Genomic DNA, 16,465 nt, shown 5'->3' with positions numbered 1-16,465 from the left:
CCGCTCCCAAGCCTTCCCCTTATCCCCGGCCAGCCCTGCTGGCCGGGGGTTCGGCTGCCCCGCGCCACCCGCCTCGCCTCCCATCCGTCCGGTTTGGCGCTCCTTCTACCGCATCGGTAGAATGCGGCGATGAATGACGACATCTCCCTGCTGCTCAATTCCCTCAACGATGCCCAGCGTCAGGCCGTGGCCGCGCCCCTGGGTCGCCAACTGGTCCTGGCCGGTGCCGGCTCGGGCAAGACCCGGGTGCTGGTGCACCGCATCGCCTGGCTGATCCAGGTCGAGCGCGCCTCGCCGCACTCCATCCTTTCGGTGACCTTCACCAACAAGGCCGCCGCCGAGATGCGCCACCGCATCGAGCAATTGCTCGGCATGAGTCCCCAGGGCATGTGGGTCGGCACCTTCCACGGCCTCGCGCACCGTCTGCTGCGGGCCCACTGGCAGGAAGCGGGGCTGTCGCAGAATTTCCAGATCCTCGACAGCGACGACCAGCAGCGCATCGTCAAGCGGGTGATCCGCGAGCTGGGCCTCGACGAGCAGCGCTGGCCGGCACGCCAGGCGCAGTGGTTCATCAACGGCCAGAAGGACGAAGGCCTGCGGCCGCAGCATATCCAGGCCGCCGGCGATCTCTTCCTCAGCACCATGCGCAGCATCTACGAAGCCTACGAGGCGGCCTGCGCCCGTGCTGGAGTGATCGACTTCTCCGAGCTGCTGCTGCGCGCACTGGATCTGTGGCGCAACAATCCCAGCCTGCTGGAACACTACCAGCGGCGTTTCCAGCATCTCCTAGTCGACGAATTCCAGGACACCAACGCCGTCCAGTACGCCTGGCTCAAGCACCTCGCCCAGAACGGCGCCAGCCTCATGGTGGTGGGCGACGACGACCAGTCCATCTATGGCTGGCGCGGCGCCAAGATCGAGAACATCCAGCAGTTCAACGAGGACTTCTCGGCCGAGATCATCCGCCTGGAGCAGAACTACCGTTCCACCGATACCATTCTCAAGGCCGCCAACGGCCTGATCGCCCACAACTTCGGCCGTCTCGGCAAGGAGCTGTGGACCGATACCGGCGAAGGCGAGGCCATCACCCTCTATGCCAGCTTCAACGAGCACGACGAAGCCCGCTACATCGTCGAAACCATCGAGAGCGAGTTCAAGAAGGGCAGCCGGCGCAGCGAGATGGCGATCCTCTACCGCTCCAACGCCCAGTCGCGGGTGCTGGAAGAGGCGCTGCTGCGCGAGAAGATCCCCTATCGCATCTATGGCGGTCTGAGATTCTTCGAGCGCGCCGAGATCAAGAACGCCATGGCCTACCTGCGGCTGATCCAGCATCGCCATGACGACGCGGCTCTGGAGCGGGTGATCAACGTGCCGCCGCGGGGCATCGGCGAGAAGACCGTGGAGGCGCTGCGCAGCGCGGCCCGGGCGCAGAACACCTCACTGTGGCAGGCGCTGCACGACCTGGTCGGCGCCCGCGCGGTGTCGGGTCGCGCCGCCTCGGCGCTCAACGTCTTCGTCGAGCTGGTCGATACCCTGGCCCTCAAGGCCGAGGACCTGTCCCTGCACAACCTGGTGCAGCAGATCATCGAGCAGACCGGCCTGGTCACCTTCCACAAGGAAGAAAAGGGCGAGAAAGGCCAGGCACGGGTGGAAAACCTGGAAGAACTGGTCAGCGCCGCGCGTTCCTTCGATTTCAGCGGTGACGAGGAGATGACGCCCCTGGCGGCTTTCCTCGACCACGCGGCCCTGGAATCCGGGGACACCCAGGCCGACAGCCACGAAGACAGCGTCCAGCTGATGACCCTGCACAGCGCCAAGGGCCTGGAATTCCCCCTGGTGTTCCTCGCCGGCATGGAGGAAGGGCTGTTTCCGCACAAGATGAGCCTGGAGGAACCCGGCCGTCTGGAAGAGGAACGTCGCCTGGCCTATGTGGGTATCACCCGCGCCATGCGCCGCCTGGTGATGAGCTATGCGGAGACCCGCCGTCTCTACGGCAGCGAGACCTACAACAAGGTGTCGCGCTTTGTCCGCGAGGTACCGGACGGCCTGATCCAGGAGGTGCGCCTGTCCAATGCGGTCAAGCAGCCCTTCGCCGGTAGTCGTCCCAACCTCTTCGCCCAGGCGCCGGTGCCGGAAACCACCTTCAGCCTCGGTCAGCCGGTGCGTCATGCCCTGTTTGGCGAAGGCGTCATCCTCAACTACGAGGGCTCCGGCGCCCATGCCCGGGTGCAGGTCAACTTCAAGTCCGAAGGCAGCAAGTGGCTGATGGTGAGCTACGCCAAGCTCGAACCCCTCTAGCGATGACCGCCTCCTGGCTGTTCTGGGCGCTCCTGGCAGCGGCCTTCGCCGCCCTCACGGCCATCTTCGGCAAGCTGGGCGTGGAACACGTCAACGCCGATTTTGCCACCCTGCTGCGCACCCTGGTGGTCGTGGTTGTCCTGGCGGCCATCGTCCTGGCCACCGGGCAGGCGCAACCCCTGGCCGGCATCGCCGGGCGCAGCTATCTGTTCCTGCTGCTCTCGGGCGTGGCCACCGGCCTGTCCTGGCTGTGCTACTACCGGGCGCTCAAGCTGGGCCCGGCGTCGCTGGTGGCGCCAGTGGACAAGCTGAGCGTGGTGCTGGTGGCGATCTTTGGCGTGGCGCTGCTGGGTGAGCGCCTGGACCTGCGCCAGTGGTGCGGCATCGCCGCCATCGGCGGGGGCGTGCTGCTGCTCGCCTGGCGACCTTGAAGGGGCGCAGGAAAAGGGCCTGACCGCCGGTGGGAGATTGCCGGACGGCAGAAAGCGGCCAAGCCGATTTCCTGCATTGCGCATTCCCTTGCCATCGCCCCGTTCATTCAAACGGGCGACTTAGAGCGATTCTGCCGCGTCGATCCCCAGCCGGCAATGGCAGGATTGCGCAAAAGCGGCCTAATGCTGTCCGCCCTTGTCCTGTTCCAGGGTCTCGATGAAGGCGATCTGCAGCCGCGAATGGACGCGGATGAACCAGCGCCACAGCACCGCGATCACCACCACCGCGACCAGGCCGATCAGCAGCAACAGCTCGCCGCGCGGCAGGATGCTGCTGCTCAGGGCCGCCAGCAGCACCAGGATGCCGGCCAGCGACAGCAGCGGGATCAACTCGCTGACCAGTCGCCGCACCGGCTGCGTATAGCGCCCGGCCTGGTTCTGCCTGACGCTGAGTTCGGCCATCAGCATGGCCAGGGCCTTGAGCTTGCGATAGGCGGCGATCAGGCAGGGCAGCGACAGCAGCAGCGCGCCACCCCAGATGCAGGCCTTCTGCAGATCGGGATCGGCGATCCAGGTACTGAGCCAGCTCGCCAGGCCGCCGGCGAAATAGGCCCCGCCGAGGAAGACGGCGATGACCAGCGACAGGTTGATGCCGACCTGCAGCAGGATGCGCCTCATCATGCCGGCCAGGACCGCCTTCTCGCCCTGGGGCTGGATGCTGCGCAGCCATTCGCCATAGATGCCCAGCACCCGCTGCAGGGGCTGCGGCAGCCAGCGGCCGATCCACAGCGCCAGCGGATCGGCGGCCCTGATCAGATAGGGGGTGAGCAGCGTGGTGACCGCCGACACGGCCACCGCCACCGGATAGAGGAAATGACTGGTGACGCCCAGGGTGATCCCCAGGGTGGCGATGATGAAGGAGAACTCGCCGATCTGCGCCAGACCCATGCCGACCCGCAGCGAAGTCCGGCCGTCGTTGCCGGCGATCAGGGTCCCCAGGCTGCAGGCGAGGATCTTGCCCAGGACCACGGCGACGCTGATCACGGTGATCGGCCAGGCGTATTCCACCAGCACCTTGGGATCGAGCAGCAGGCCGATGGCGACGAAGAAGATGGCGCTGAACATGTCGCGCAGCGGCTCCACCAGCTTTTCGATCTGCAGCAGCTGGCGCGACTCGGCCATGATGGCGCCGATCAGGAAGGCACCCAGCACCACGCTGTACTCCAGCTTGGCCACCAGCAGGCAGAAGCCGAAGCAGAGTCCCAGCACCGTGATCAGCAGCATCTCGTTGCTTTCGAAGGTGGCCACGTAGGCCAGCAGGCGCGGCACCAGCAGGATGCCGATGACCAGGGCCACGATCATGAACAGACTCAGCTTGCCCAGGGTCGAGGCCACCGCACCCGGCTCCACCGAGCCGCTCACCGCCAGCCCCGACAGCAGGGCGATGATGCCGATGCCGAGGATGTCCTCGACGATCAGCACGCCAAAGATCTGCTGGGCGAAGCGCTCGTGCTTCATCTTCAGCTCGTTGAGCGCCTTGACGATGATGGTGGTCGAGGAGATGGCCAGGATGGCGCCGAGGAACAGCGAATCCATGTGCGACCAGCCGAACATCTGCCCCACCTGGTAACCCAGCCAGAGCATCAGGCTGATCTCGAGGAAGGCGGCGATGAAGGCCGTGGCGCCCACCCGGAACAGCTTGCGCAGCGAGAATTCCAGACCGAGGCTGAACATCAGGAAGATGACCCCAACCTCGGCGAGGGTCTTGATGCTTTCTTCGTCGTGGATCAGACCGAATGGCGGGGTGTGGGGTCCGATGATGAAGCCGGCGAGGATATAGCCCAGGACCACGGGCTGCTTGAGGCGATGGAAGAGGATGGTCACCACGCCGGCCACCAGCATGATGACGGCCATGTCCTGGATAAAAGCTAGAGCATGCATCGGCCGGGCCCTCCTCTGACGGGCCGGGCACTCTCCCGACACCTGCGCTGACTGGAGACCAAGACTAGCATCTGCAAACTCTTGTGACGGATTCTGCAAAAATCTGTAATAGATTGATGTGCTTGGAAATTTTCAACGGTCGCAGGCACTTGGCGGCCTGCTTCCAGGGAACGCCGACAGGGCAAAATACCGAAACAATTCACGCTGGCTGTACTTGACCGGGCAGCGCAAGATGTATCCAACACCAGACTCTTCACAGAGAGAACACCACATGCAACGCCTGATGAGCATCTTCATGATCCTGTGCCTGGGCCTCACGCTCAGCCTGGATGCCAATGCCAAACGCATGGGCGCCGGCAAGTCCGCTGGCGCCGCGCCCATCCACCAGACCCGCCAGGCCGCGCCGACCCAGCAGCCGGGCATGGCCGCTCCTGCCGCCGGTGCTGGCGCCGCCGCCGCTGCCCGTCCCAGTGGCGCCTCGCGCTGGCTCGGCCCGCTGGCCGGTATCGCCGCCGGTGGTCTGCTGGCCTCCATGTTCATGGGTGACGGTTTCGAAGGCTTCCAGTTCTTCGACTTCCTGATCCTGGCCCTCATCGCCTTCGTGATCTTCCGCCTGATCGCCCGTCGCAAGCAGCAGGCCGGTCCGCAGCCCGCCGTGGCCGGTCATGCGCCCATGCAGCGCGAGATGCCCAACCAGCCCAGCAATGGCGGTATGTTCGGGGGTGCCGCTGCCGGTGCCGCGCCGGTGATCAACGCACCGAGCTGGTTCAATGCCGAGCGCTTCGTGGCGGCCGGTCGTGATCACTTCATGAGCCTGCAGCAGCACTGGGACGCCAACGAGATGGACAAGATCTCCGAGTTCGTCACCCCGCAGATGCTGCAGTGGCTGCGTGACGAGCGCGCTGCGCTGGGTGAAGGCTTCCAGTCCACCTACATCGAGAACCTGAACGCTACCCTGGACGGTGTCGAGGATCTGCAAGGCAAGACCATCGCCACCATCACCTTCAACGGTGTATCCAAGGAATCGCGCTTCGACCAGGGCCAGCCGTTCAGCGAAAGCTGGCGCATGGAGCGCATGGCCGGCGAGAACCAGCCCTGGCTGCTGGCCGGTATCCGCCAGAACGCCTGATAACGGCGCTTTACCGAAAAGCCCGGCTCTACGCCGGGCTTTTTCATGGGCGCCGCCTGCCGAACATCTCTCGAAACCGCTATCAAGTCCGCACGGAAGCTGCCGTTATCCCGGACTGAACTGCTAACCTTGCGCGCCTCTTTTCCCTTTATCCGGTGCGCATTTCGAGAGAGGCCTGCTATGGAAGACGTCATCGAACGCCTGCGTGAAGAAAACGAACCCGTTCCCGTACCCCTGGAGCTGCCCGACGAAGACCTACTGGTCGAGATCGAGGAAGAACTGCTCATCAGTCTGCCGCCGGAATTCCGTGAATTCCTGCTGACCGTCAGCGACGTGGTCTATGGCCGTATCGAGCCGGTGACCGTCACCGATCCGCAGTCCCACACCTATCTGCCGGAAGTGGCCGCCACTGCCTGGGACGAAGGCCTGCCACGGGAGTACATTCCCCTCTGCGCCAGCGACGACGGCTACTACTGCGTCAGCCAGGAAGGCGAGGTACTGTTGTGGGAAGACGGCGACCTGACCGACGAATCCTGGGATTCGGTGTGGATCTGGGCGCGCGACGTCTGGCTGGAAGGCTGACCGGGCCGGTACTGAACGACCCCGCCCGACACGGGTCTGGATAAGGCCATCACTCCGGAGGAAGCGTCATGAGCACTCCCGTCGTCCTGATCACCGGCGCTGCGGGCGGCCTCGGCCGCGCCCTGGCGCAACGCTTCGCCCAGAGTCGCTGGCGCGTTGCCGCCGCCGACCGCGATGCCGAGGGCCTGCATGGGCTGAACGGCATCGTCGGCCTGGATTCCAGCGTGACCGCCGATATCTCCAGCGCCGAGGGCTGCCGCTCCCTGGTCAGCAAGGTCATGGCCCGTACCGGGCGCCTGGATGCCCTGATCAATGCCGCGGGCATCTGGCGCGAAGGCGAGGTGGAGACCTTTACCGAGGACGACTACGACCTGGTGATGGCGGTCAATCTCAAGGCCACCTTCTTCATGTGCTCGGCGGCCATCCCCTTCCTCAAGGAAAATCGCGGCGTCATCATCAATGTCGCCAGCGGCGCCGGGCGTCAGCCCATCGCCGGTGCGGCGGCCTATGGTGCCGCCAAGGCGGCGGTGCGCTTCTTCAGCCAGAATTTGGCGGTGGAGCTGGCGCGCGATGGCGTGCGGGTCAACGCCGTCTCGCCAGGTGACATCGACACCCCCATGCTGGACTTCCAGGCTGCCCACTACGGCAGCGGCGATCCGGCAGGCTATCGTCGCAACCTGCTCAATCGCTATCCGCAGGGCGAAACCGCGCGTTTCATCCAGCCGGAAGAGGTGGCCGAGTTCGTCTATTTCCTCTGTCAGCCCCAGGCGGCAGCCATTTCCGGCGCCGACCTGCCCATCGACTTCGGTCTCTCCGCCGGCCGTTGATGGCTGTGACAGACGGCGCCGCTGCGCCGTCTACAGGATTTCCCCTCGAGGATTCGCCCATGGAAGCCGGCAACCACCAGTTGAGCATGACCATCCTGATGACCCCGGACCTGGCCAACTTTTCCGGCAAGGTCCACGGGGGCGCGCTTCTCAAGTATCTCGACGAAGTGGCCTATGCCTGCGCCAGCCGCTATGCCGGGCGCTACGTGGTCACGCTATCGGTGGACCAGGTGATCTTTCGCGAACCTATCCATGTCGGCGAGTTGGTGACCTTTCTCGCCTCGGTGAACTACACCGGGACCACCTCCATGGAGATCGGCATCAAGGTCATCACCGAGAACATCCAGCAACGCTCGGTACGCCATACCAACAGCTGTTTCTTCACCATGGTCGCCGTGGACGAAGACGGCAAATCCTGCCCGGTTCCCCAACTCGAACCGGCGACGACGGACGAGAAGCGACGCTGTGTGCAGGCCCAGCAGCGCCGGCAGATCCGCCGGGAACTTCAAGAGCGCTATCAGGCGCTCAAGGAAACCTTTTGAGTTTTGCCGGTTAGATCGCCGTCGTTCGACGGCATCGGGCTCGGGCTCGGGCTCGGGCTCGGGCAATGCTCGACCATGGCGCGTCCCGTTATCCAGACCTGGAGCGGTCCAGCGAACAGGGACTGCGCGATCTGACGACCTAGCGGCGCTGGATCTTGAAGTTGAAGGTCTTGGTCGCCTTGCGCGGCACGATCTGACCACCGGAGACCCGCGGGGCGAAGCGCCACTCGCCCAGCACCTCCAGCACGGCGCGCTCCAGTTGCTTGTTGGAGGCTTCCAGCACCTGGATGTCGGCCAGTCGACCGTCAGCGGTCACGGTGAACATCACCCGCACCTCGCCACCCACACCGCGACGACGGAGCATTTCCGGGTATTCCGGCGGTGTCATCTTGACCGGCCGGATATCGGCGTCGTCGATGCTGCCGGTAGGCAGACCCGCGGTCTTTGGCGGGCCGGACGGCGCCGCGGCCGGCGCCGGCTGACTGGGTGCAGCGGTGGCCGCAGGCGCGGGTGCCGGTGACGGCGCGGCCTGGGCGACGGGCTCCGGAGCAGGCTCGACCTTTTTCGGCAGCGGCTTCTGCTGGCTGTGTTCGACCGGCTTGGGCTTCGGCTTGGGTTTGGGCTTTTCCACCACTGGCTTGGGCGGCTCCACCGGCTTCGGTGGTTCCACGGGCTTGGGAGGCTCCGGGGGCGGCGGTTCGGGTTGTGGCGGCGGCGGCGCGGGCGGTGCCGGGGTCGGCGCCGGGGGTTCAGGAACCGGTTTGGGCAACTGGATGAAGCTGACCTGCATGGGTTCGTCACCCTTGGCGATCTTCAACTCCGGCGGCGCCTGGACCACCATGAACAGCGCCGCTGCCATGCTGGCATGCATGATCAGCGACAGCGCCGAGGCGGCGCCCCAGCCGCGGCCACGCGGTGGCTGCTCGCCCGGCTCGGCCGCACCGACCGGGGTCAGTACCGGTGTCAGGATCTCTTCGTTACGCTCGGGCATGCGGAACGACAGGATGGTGGCCGAAGGCTCGCTTCGCTCGGCATTGACCCCTGCCACCGGCTCCACGTCGCCGGTCAGGGCGGCCCTGAAGGGTCCCTGGACGGATTCCACCTCATCGCCGTCGGAACGTGCAGCGATTACGAGGGGGTCAGGCTTGGCAAGCGACGTCGGAGCCATGGGAGCAATACGCAGAGGAAGTAAATTTAATAATCATTATCATTAACTGAAGAAATTTGGCAACCTCAAATGTCGCGAATGGTCCCGCGCAGCGCCTTTTCGAGAGCCTCTAGATCCGGCCTCTCCTTCAGGATCAGCTCCAGCCGGTTGTCACGCCGCCATGGCGTCGGTTCCCAGCGCCCTTCTCCGGCGAGACCATTGTAGGCCTGCCAGCCGTCCGCCAGTTGCAGGACCGCCTTCAATCTGAGCAGGCCAGGAAGACCACCCAGCAGGGTCAGCAGCGCCGGCCCATCGAAGCTGTGACTGGAATGCCAGCGCCAACCGACGGCCAGGTGTCCCTCCTGGATATGGCTGAAGCGCAGCGGACGCCCCGGCAGCAGCAGTGCCTGCGGGCTGATGACGGCGCCAGGCTCGGGCAGCTCGCCGCCAGCCGATGGCTCGACACTTGCCAGGGGCAGTTCGGCCAGGGGGATCCGCCCGCCCTCGGTCCAGTACAGCGGCGTGTCGCCCAGTTGCGCAGGCAGGAGTGTCCGGTCCAGACCGGCGCTCTTGTTGAGCACGAACAGACCGGCCTGCTCCAGCGCCTGTTGCTGGGCCTCCGGCAGAGGCTGGCCTTGCAGCACCTGCCGGGCATCCACTACCCAGATCAGGGGTTGCAGGCTCAGCACCCCGGTCCAGGGCGAGGCCTGGAGTTGCCGATAGAGGCTGGCGGGATGGCCGAGACCGGAGGGCTCGATGAACAGCCGCTGCGGCCGAGCGCGTCGCAACAGCCGTGTGAGGGCCACCTGCAGGGGCACGCCCTGGACGCAGCACAGGCAACCACCCGGGACCTCGGCGATACTCAGGCCCTCGTCGTCCGGGGTCATCAGCGCCGCATCGAGTCCGACCTGGCCGAATTCATTGACCAGGATCGCCCACCGTTCATGGGCGGGACGCTGGGCGAACAGCTGGCGGATCAGGGTGGTCTTGCCGGCCCCCAGAGGACCGGCGATCACATGGGTCTTGATATCGGCGAGGCGCATGGCGGGAGGTCGAATGCTAGAGTGGCGATTTGATCGAGGAGAGGGGCTGGAATGTGGCGATCGCTGATCCCGCTACTGCTGTTGCCGTCACTGGCACTCGCCGATGCCTGCGTGATCCGCAGTCGTCAGGCCAGTGTGGACGTGCAGATCTGCCAGAGCAACATCGATATCCCCGCCCAGCTGTTTCGTGACGGCTTCTGCCAGCCGCAGCTCAAGGGTCAGCAGACCGAGGTGCGCTTCGTCGACCGCTGCCCGGTGGGCGAGATCGGGATCTGCCAGGGTGCGCGCAGCCCGGGTGTGCCCTATCGGCAGGACATCCACTATTACGGTGAGCCCGGCGACGGCCGCTTCCTGGCCGTCGCCTGCAGTCAGCAGAATCAGGGCAGCTGGCGCGTACCCTGAGGTTCCACGTGGAACCGCTTATTCCACGGTTACCGACTTGGCCAGGTTGCGCGGCTGATCCACATCGGTGCCCTTGAACACGGCCACGTGGTAGGACAGCAGCTGCAGCGGGATGGTGTAGAGGATCGGTGACAGGGCATCGTGGATGTGCGGCATGGGCACAATGCGGGTGCCCTCGCCTTCCTCGAAAGCGGCGCGCTCATCGGCGAAGACGATCAGCTGACCACCGCGCGCCCGCACCTCCTGCAGGTTGGACTTGAGCTTTTCCAGCAGCTCGTTGTTGGGCGCCACCGTCACCACCGGCATGTCGGCATCCACCAGCGCCAGCGGACCGTGCTTGAGTTCGCCGGCCGGATAGGCCTCGGCGTGGATGTAGGAGATCTCCTTGAGCTTGAGTGCGCCTTCCATCGCCACGGGATACTGCTCGCCCCGCCCCAGGAACAGAGTGTGGTGCTTCTCGGCAAAGGACTCGGCGAGCTTCTCGACGGTCTTGTCCATGGCCAGCGCCTCATCCAGACGCGCCGGCAGCCGGCGCAGCTCGGCCACCAGCTCGGCTTCGACACCGGTATCCAGGCGTTGCTGACAGCGTCCCAGACTCAGGGTCAGCAACAGCAGGGAGACCAGCTGGGTGGTGAAGGCCTTGGTCGAAGCCACACCGATCTCCGGACCGGCCTGGGTCAGGAAGCTCAGCTGGGATTCGCGTACCAGGGAACTGGTCGCCACGTTGCAGATCGCCAGACTGCTCAGATAGCCGGATTGCTTGGCCATGCGTAGCGCGGCCAGGGTATCGGCGGTCTCGCCGGACTGGGAGATGGTGACGAACAGGGTATCCGGGCTGACGGCGACGCGGCGATAGCGGAATTCGCTGGCCACCTCCACTTGGCAGGGAATCCCTACGTATTCCTCGATCCAGTAGCGCGCCACCGAACCGGCGTGGAAGCTGGTGCCACAGGCGACGATCTGCACCTGGCGCACCTTGGCAAACAACGCGGACGCCGAGGGACCAAAGGCCTCGGGCAGCACCTGCCCATCACCCAGCCGCCCTTCCAGGGTGCGCTGGACCACGCTGGGCTGCTCGTGGATCTCCTTGAGCATGAAGTGGCGATAGGCGCCCTTGTCGGCCGCCTCGCTGCCTTCGTGGTACTGCACCGTCTCGCGCTGGACCGGCACGCCGTTCACGTCCCAGAGGTGGACCTGATCCAGGCGGATCTCGGCCACGTCGCCTTCTTCCAGATAGACGAAACGGTCGGTGACCTGACGCAGCGCCAGCTGGTCGGAGGCCAGGTAGTTCTCGCCGAGGCCGAGGCCGATCACCAGGGGACTGCCGCTGCGGGTCGCCACCAGGCGATCCGGCTGCTGGCGCCAGACCGCCGCCAGGCCGTAGGCACCGTGCAGCTCCTTGACCGCTGCCTTGAGCGCCGTGGTCAAGTCGCCGCTGTCCTGCAGCCTGAGGTGCAGCAGGTGGACGATGACCTCGGTGTCGGTCTGGGAGGTGAAGACATAGCCCTGAGCCTTGAGCTGGGCGCGCAGGGCTTCGTGGTTTTCGATGATGCCGTTGTGCACCACGGCCACGTCACCCTGAGAGAAATGCGGGTGGGCATTGGCCTCGGTGGGCGCACCATGGGTAGCCCAGCGGGTGTGGGCGATGCCCAGGCGACCGGCCAGGGGATCGGCCAGCAGCGCCGCTTCCAGCTCGCTGACCTTGCCGATGCGGCGCAGGCGCTGCAACTCGCCCTGGCCATCCAGCAGGGCCAAGCCGGCGCTGTCGTAGCCACGGTATTCCAGGCGCTTGAGACCCTCGACCAGAATGGCGGTGATGTTACGCTCGGCAATGGCGCCGACGATTCCACACATGCTTACCTCCCGTTGCCGTCTTATCCACAGCGACCCGGCAGGGCCGCCTGTGGATGACCTGATTGTCTAGTTTTCCACAGGGGCGCAGACCACCTGCACCCCCCGGGTTTCGATTGCCCGGGCTGCCTCGGCGGGCAGGCGCTCATCGGTGATGAGCACGTCCACCCTTTCCCAAGGTAGTTCCAGATTGGGAATTCGCCTGCCCAGCTTGCTCGCTTCGGCCATGACCACCACTTCCCGCGCTACCTCGGCCATCACTCGCGACAGCGACAGATGCTCGTTGAAGGTGGTGGTACCGCGCTCCGGATCGAGACCGTCGGCGCCGATGAACAGCTGGTCGAAGTCGTAGGATCTGAGCACCTGCTCGGCGACCTGGCCCTGGAAGGATTCCGAATGCGGATCCCAGGTGCCGCCGGTCATCAGCAGCATGGGTTCCTGCTCCAGCTCGCGCAGCGCCATGGCCACCTGCAGGGAATTGGTCATGACCACCAGCCCGGGGCGGCGATCGAGCTGGGGAATCAGCGCCGCCGTGGTGCTGCCGCAGTCGATGATGATCCGTGCATGTTCGCGCAGGCGCTGGGCGGCGGCCCGGGCGATGGCCTGCTTGAAGGGCGACGCCTGAGGCGGTGCCTCGACCAGCAGTTCCTGGGGCATGGCCACCGCGCCGCCGTAGCGACGCAGGAGCAGGCCATTGCGCTCGAGGGCGGCCAGATCCTTGCGGATGGTGACCTCGGAGGTCTCCAGCTGACGGGCCAGCCCGTCCACGCTGACCTCGCCCTGCTCCTGAAGCTGGGCGAGGATGGCATGACGGCGCTGCGCGGTATTGCGACGGGTCATAAATTTCGATTCGAAAGATAATGGATCGAATCAAAACCTAATAGCGAGCGGCCGTCAAGTCTTGGGGGCCTTCTTCGGTCGCTGCCAGCCGGTCTTGTTGACCTGCCGGGCCCGCCCCAGCGCCAGGGTATCAGCGGGAACATCTGCCGTGATGACCGAGCCAGCCGCCGTGGTCGCGCCCGCGCCGAGGCTGACCGGAGCCACCAGCGAACTGTTGGAACCCACAAAAACATCCGCGCCGATTTCGGTTCGAAACTTGTTGGCGCCGTCATAGTTGCAGGTGATGGTGCCTGCCCCTATGTTGCTGCCTGGACCTATGCTGGCATCACCCAGGTAGCTCAGGTGCCCGGCCTTGGCACCGGCCTGCAGATGAGCGTTCTTCAATTCGACGAAGTTACCCACATGGGCCTTGCTGCCCAGTTCGCTGCCGGGTCGCAGGCGAGCGAAGGGACCGACGTCGGCGCCCTCCCCTACCACGGCGCCGTCCAGATGACTGTTGGCCTTGATGATGGCGCCGCGCTTGAGCACGCTGTCCTTGATCACGCAATTCGGACCGATGCTCACGCCGTCCTCCAGCACCACCCGACCCTCGAGAATGACATTGACGTCGATGGAGACGTCGCGGCCGGCCTCGACCTGCCCACGCTGATCGAAGCGCAGGGGGTCCAGCAGGGTCACGCCCTGCAGCATCAGGCGCTCGGCGGCGCGTTGCTGGAAGTGCCGCTCCAGCTGGGCCAGTTGCCGGCGATCATTGGCGCCCTGTACTTCCATGGCATCCGCTGGCTGGCTGGTGGCGATGGTCAGACCGTCCGCTACCGCGAGGGCGATGACGTCGGTCAGGTAATACTCGCCCTGGGCATTGCTGTTGGACAAGCGGCCCAGCCAATCCGCCAGTCGCCGACCGGGTACCGCAAGAATGCCGGTATTGCCTTCGCGAATGGTGCGCTGGGCGTCGCTGGCGTCCTTGTGCTCGACGATGGCGGTTACCCGCCCCTGGTCATCGCGCAGGATGCGGCCATAGCCGGTGGGATCGTCCAGCTCCACGGTTAGCAGCGCCAGGTGACCGTCATCCACCTGCTGCAGCAGGCGCTGCAGGGTCTCGGTCTGGATCAGGGGAACATCGCCATAGAGGATCAGCACCCGCTCCGCCGTCAGCGCCGGCGCCGCCTGGGCCACGGCATGGCCGGTGCCGAGCTGCTCGGCCTGGACCACGAAGCTCACGTCGTCGGCGGCCAGCTGGCTACGGACCTGGTCGGCGCCATGCCCGATGACGACGTGAATGCCGGCTGGCTGCAATTCACGGGCGCGGTCGAGGACATGCCCCAGCATGCTGCAACCGGCCACGGGATGCAGCACCTTGGGTAGAGCGGATCTCATGCGGGTGCCCTGGCCAGCAGCCAGGATGACGATTTCCAGGGACATCGGAACCTCGGAGACAGGAGGAAGGATCGGGCCGGCGACCGAAGGCGACAGGCGCCTTTCGAGTCCGACCACGCGAAATTTCTCGCCCACTTTTCGGGCGACAAAAGAAAAGGGTAGCCGAAGCTACCCTTGTCGTTACAGCCTGACCTTGCGCTTAGCGCTTGGCCTGCCGCTTGAGCTGCTGGATGGTACGCAGCTGGGCGGCGGCTTCGGCGAGCTGAGTGGCGGCAGCGGTGTAGTCGAACTCCGTGCCCTTGTCGCTCAGGGCTGCCTCGGCGCGCTGCTTGGCTTCCAGAGCGGCAGCTTCGTCGATGTCACCGGCGCGGCTGGCGGTATCGGCCAGCACCTCGACGACATTCGGCTGCACTTCCAGGAAACCACCGGAGATGTAGAACACCTCCTCGACACCCCCGGCCTTGACCAGGCGGATGGGGCCCGGTTTCAGATCGGTGAGCAGCGGCGCATGGCCCGGGGCGATACCCAGATCACCCAGGTGGCCGTGGGCGATGATCATCTCCACCGCGCCGGAGAAGATTTCCCCTTCCGCGCTGACGATGTCGCATTGGACTGTCTTGGCCATAGCGTGCCTCTAAGAGCGCCCGTCGCCGGGCGCGGCAGTTACAGTTTCTTGGCTTTCTCGATGGCTTCGTCGATGCCGCCGACCATGTAGAACGCCTGCTCGGGCAGGTGATCGTAGTCGCCACGCAGGATCCCGGAGAAGCCGGCGATGGTGTCCTTGAGGGACACGTACTTGCCGGGCGAACCGGTGAAGACCTCGGCCACGAAGAACGGCTGGGACAGGAAGCGCTGGATCTTACGAGCACGGGATACCAGCTGCTTGTCGGACTCGGACAGTTCGTCCATGCCCAGGATCGCGATGATGTCCTTCAGCTCCTTGTAGCGCTGCAGCACGTACTGAACACCGCGAGCGGTGTCGTAGTGCTCCTGGCCGATCACGTTCGGGTCCAGCTGGCGCGAGGTGGAGTCCAGGGGATCGACCGCCGGGTAGATACCCAGGGAGGCGATGTCACGGGACAGAACCACGGTGGCGTCCAGGTGGGCGAAGGTGGTCGCCGGGGACGGGTCGGTCAAGTCATCGGCAGGGACGTAAACGGCCTGGACGGAGGTGATCGAACCCAGCTTGGTGGAGGTAATGCGCTCCTGCAGGACACCCATCTCCTCGGCCAGGGTCGGCTGGTAGCCCACCGCGGACGGCATACGACCCAGCAGCGCGGACACTTCGGTGCCGGCCAGGGTGTAGCGGTAGATGTTGTCGACGAACAGCAGGACGTCACGGCCTTCGTCACGGAATTTCTCGGCCATGGTCAGACCGGTCAGGGCCACGCGCAGACGGTTGCCCGGCGGCTCGTTCATCTGGCCATAGACCAGGGCGACCTTGTCCAGAACGTTGGAGTCCTTCATCTCGTGGTAGAAGTCGTTCCCTTCACGGGTACGCTCGCCCACGCCGGCGAACACGGAATAACCGCTGTGCTCGATGGCGATGTTACGGATGAGTTCCATCATGTTGACGGTCTTGCCCACGCCGGCGCCGCCGAACAGGCCGACCTTGCCGCCCTTGGCGAAGGGGCAGACCAGGTCGATGACCTTGATGCCGGTTTCCAGCAGATCGTTACCACCGGCCTGCTCCGCGTAGGACGGGGCCTTGCGGTGGATTTCCCAGCGCTCTTCCTCGCCGATGGGGCCGGCTTCGTCGATGGGGTTGCCCAGCACGTCCATGATGCGGCCGAGGGTCTTGACGCCGACCGGGACCTTGATGGCCTCGCCGGTGTTGCCCACGTTCAGGCCGCGCTTGAGGCCTTCGGTGCTACCCATGGCGATGGTACGGACCACGCCGTCGCCCAGCTGCTGCTGGACTTCCAGGGTGGTTTCGGCACCCTGCACCTTGAGGGCGTCAAAGACGCGCGGTACCGCGTCGCGCGGGAATTCCACGTCGATCACGGCGCCGATGATTTGTACGATACGTCCGCTACTCATTTCGCGTTCCTCGAA

General features: G+C 65.3%; 15 protein-coding genes. 7 read left to right on the top strand and 8 right to left on the bottom strand.

Annotated elements, in window-relative coordinates:
- The first annotated feature begins 129 nt into the window (after positions 1–129).
- Complete coding sequence (uvrD, locus tag PVZ72_RS01100) at positions 130–2,298, top strand: DNA helicase II (RefSeq protein WP_273860989.1); 2,169 nt, start codon at positions 130–132, stop codon at positions 2,296–2,298.
- A gap of 2 nt (positions 2,299–2,300) precedes the next feature.
- Positions 2,301–2,729 (top strand): EamA family transporter, encoded by a 429-nt coding sequence (locus PVZ72_RS01095; RefSeq protein ID WP_273860988.1) that lies wholly within the window; start codon positions 2,301–2,303, stop codon positions 2,727–2,729.
- 180 nt (positions 2,730–2,909) lie between these two features.
- Here PVZ72_RS01095 and PVZ72_RS01090 read toward each other — a convergent pair whose 3' ends face one another.
- The gene (locus tag PVZ72_RS01090) at positions 2,910–4,670 is read right to left on the bottom strand and encodes a cation:proton antiporter (RefSeq protein ID WP_187980744.1); all 1,761 of its coding nucleotides are present in this window, start codon (positions 4,668–4,670) and stop codon (positions 2,910–2,912) included.
- Between the two features lie 271 nt (positions 4,671–4,941).
- On the opposite strand from PVZ72_RS01090, the gene PVZ72_RS01085 reads away from it, so the two are divergent.
- The 4 genes from PVZ72_RS01085 to PVZ72_RS01070 all read left to right on the top strand — a co-directional run bounded on the left by PVZ72_RS01085 (position 4,942) and on the right by PVZ72_RS01070 (position 7,750).
- Positions 4,942–5,799 (top strand): Tim44 domain-containing protein, encoded by an 858-nt coding sequence (locus PVZ72_RS01085; protein ID WP_187980745.1) that lies wholly within the window; start codon positions 4,942–4,944, stop codon positions 5,797–5,799.
- Between the two features lie 180 nt (positions 5,800–5,979).
- Positions 5,980–6,381: an SMI1/KNR4 family protein gene (locus PVZ72_RS01080; RefSeq protein WP_133860206.1), complete on the top strand. Its 402-nt coding sequence runs from the start codon at positions 5,980–5,982 to the stop codon at positions 6,379–6,381.
- 68 nt (positions 6,382–6,449) lie between these two features.
- Positions 6,450–7,208, top strand: a complete 759-nt coding sequence (locus PVZ72_RS01075; RefSeq protein ID WP_027598710.1) for an SDR family NAD(P)-dependent oxidoreductase — start codon at positions 6,450–6,452, stop codon at positions 7,206–7,208.
- A 59-nt stretch (positions 7,209–7,267) separates the two neighbouring features.
- Positions 7,268–7,750, top strand: coding sequence for an acyl-CoA thioesterase (locus PVZ72_RS01070; RefSeq protein WP_133860207.1), 483 nt, complete (start codon positions 7,268–7,270; stop codon positions 7,748–7,750).
- A 139-nt stretch (positions 7,751–7,889) separates the two neighbouring features.
- On the opposite strand, the gene PVZ72_RS01065 is transcribed toward PVZ72_RS01070, so the two are convergent.
- Positions 7,890–8,852: an energy transducer TonB gene (locus PVZ72_RS01065; protein WP_273860987.1), complete on the bottom strand. Its 963-nt coding sequence runs from the start codon at positions 8,850–8,852 to the stop codon at positions 7,890–7,892.
- A gap of 131 nt (positions 8,853–8,983) precedes the next feature.
- Positions 8,984–9,940, bottom strand: a complete 957-nt coding sequence (locus PVZ72_RS01060) for a CobW-like GTP-binding protein (protein WP_273860986.1) — start codon at positions 9,938–9,940, stop codon at positions 8,984–8,986.
- 51 nt (positions 9,941–9,991) lie between these two features.
- On the opposite strand from PVZ72_RS01060, the gene PVZ72_RS01055 reads away from it, so the two are divergent.
- A complete protein-coding gene (locus tag PVZ72_RS01055) occupies positions 9,992–10,342 on the top strand; it encodes an NADH:ubiquinone oxidoreductase (protein WP_158890705.1) in 351 nt (116 codons plus the stop codon).
- A gap of 18 nt (positions 10,343–10,360) precedes the next feature.
- On the opposite strand, the gene glmS is transcribed toward PVZ72_RS01055, so the two are convergent.
- From glmS to atpD, 5 genes are all read right to left on the bottom strand, one after another.
- Positions 10,361–12,196, bottom strand: a complete 1,836-nt coding sequence (gene glmS, locus PVZ72_RS01050) for a glutamine--fructose-6-phosphate transaminase (isomerizing) (RefSeq protein ID WP_273860985.1) — start codon at positions 12,194–12,196, stop codon at positions 10,361–10,363.
- A 66-nt stretch (positions 12,197–12,262) separates the two neighbouring features.
- A complete protein-coding gene (locus PVZ72_RS01045; protein WP_187980749.1) occupies positions 12,263–13,033 on the bottom strand; it encodes a DeoR/GlpR family DNA-binding transcription regulator in 771 nt (256 codons plus the stop codon).
- Positions 13,034–13,087: 54 nt separating this feature from the next.
- Positions 13,088–14,455 carry a bifunctional UDP-N-acetylglucosamine diphosphorylase/glucosamine-1-phosphate N-acetyltransferase GlmU gene (gene glmU / locus PVZ72_RS01040; protein ID WP_273860984.1) on the bottom strand — a complete coding sequence of 456 codons (1,368 nt, stop codon included), beginning with the start codon at positions 14,453–14,455 and terminating at the stop codon, positions 13,088–13,090.
- Between the two features lie 154 nt (positions 14,456–14,609).
- A complete protein-coding gene (locus tag PVZ72_RS01035; RefSeq protein ID WP_133860214.1) occupies positions 14,610–15,035 on the bottom strand; it encodes a F0F1 ATP synthase subunit epsilon in 426 nt (141 codons plus the stop codon).
- A gap of 38 nt (positions 15,036–15,073) precedes the next feature.
- Positions 15,074–16,450, bottom strand: a complete 1,377-nt coding sequence (gene atpD, locus PVZ72_RS01030) for a F0F1 ATP synthase subunit beta (RefSeq protein ID WP_017641466.1) — start codon at positions 16,448–16,450, stop codon at positions 15,074–15,076.
- Positions 16,451–16,465: the final 15 nt, after the last annotated feature.

The sequence above is a fragment of the Pseudomonas sp. LA5 genome (assembly GCF_028640825.1).
Classification (GTDB): domain Bacteria; phylum Pseudomonadota; class Gammaproteobacteria; order Pseudomonadales; family Pseudomonadaceae; genus Chryseomonas; species Chryseomonas aestiva.
This window is presented reverse-complemented; position numbering and strand designations above follow the sequence as displayed.